The sequence below is a fragment of the Roseomonas sp. BN140053 genome (genome assembly GCF_047690175.1).
Classification (GTDB): Bacteria; Pseudomonadota; Alphaproteobacteria; order Acetobacterales; family Acetobacteraceae; genus Roseomonas.
On the sequence record NZ_JBLLEB010000094.1, the window covers coordinates 1 to 1,131 of the forward strand.

At 67.8% G+C, this 1,131-nt stretch carries 1 protein-coding gene; it reads left to right on the top strand.

The window, feature by feature from the left end:
* Positions 1 to 30: 30 nt before the first annotated feature.
* Positions 31 to 1,131, top strand: a 1,101-nt coding sequence (locus ACLIBK_RS25535) for a Calx-beta domain-containing protein (protein ID WP_415390116.1), incomplete at its 3' end; no start/stop codon positions are given.

Consider the following 1,131-nt stretch of genomic DNA (forward strand, 5'->3'; position numbering starts at 1 on the left):
CTCGCCGCGGGCGGCCGGTGGCCTGGCCCGGTGGATCCGAACGCGCTGCCAGCACACTTCCAGATCGACTACATTCGCGCCTACTCCGTCGACCCCACGGCCAAGGCCGTGGCGCTGCAGCCGATCTCCTCGCCCGATGGCGTCAACACCACCCCCGTGCTGGCCCTCACCAACACGGTCGGCAGCGGCGCGGACACGCTACTGCTGCGGCTGTCCGAGGACGCCTACCAGGGACACGCGCAGTTCACCGTCAGCGTCGATGGCAAGCAGGTCGGCGGCACACTGACCGCCACCGCTTCACATGCCGCCGGCCAGACCGAAACAGTGGCCGTTCAGGGCGACTGGGGCATTGGCAGCCACACGGTCAGCGTGACCTTCCGCAACGACCTTTGGGACGATGGCGGCGACCGGAATCTCTACCTCGATGGTGCCATCTACAACGGCACCACCATAGCCTATGGCGCTTCAGGAAACGTTTACCCAGCGCATCAGTTCTCGGTTCAAGACCTGTCAGCACTACCGGGTACGCTGTCGGTGGCGGATGCGGGTGCTGCGGAGGGCAACAGCGGCACGGCAGCGCTGAGCTTCGCGGTCAGCCTGTCGCAGGCCAGCAGCACGCCCGTGACGGTGCGCTGGGACACGCTGACCGGCACGGCAGCAGTAGGCACGGACTTCGGGGCAGCGGGCGGTGTGCTGACCTTTGCCCCCGGCCAGACCACCGCCAGCGTCGCGGTGAACCTGCTCGGCGATACAATGTACGAGCCCGACGAGACCTTCCGTCTGGTGCTGTCCACGCCCACAGGCGCCACCCTGGCGCGGGCTGAGGCAGTAGGCACCATCCGCAACGATGACGCGGTGCCCCCACCCGACGAGGTCATCACCGGCAGCAGCGGCATCGACACTGCCCGGTTGGCAATCGGCTTCCGCGACACCAGCGTCGCGACCAGTGCCGGGCTTCCTTCCCACGTGACCGGGGGTGGCCACAGCTACGCCCTCACGGGCGTCGAAGTGCTGCACTTCGTTGACGGCCGGCTGGTGTTTGATCCGACTGACCCGGCGGCGCAGGTTGTGCGGCTGTACAATGCGGCGCTGGCGCGCGCGCCTGACCAGGATGGGCTGAACCACTACGTC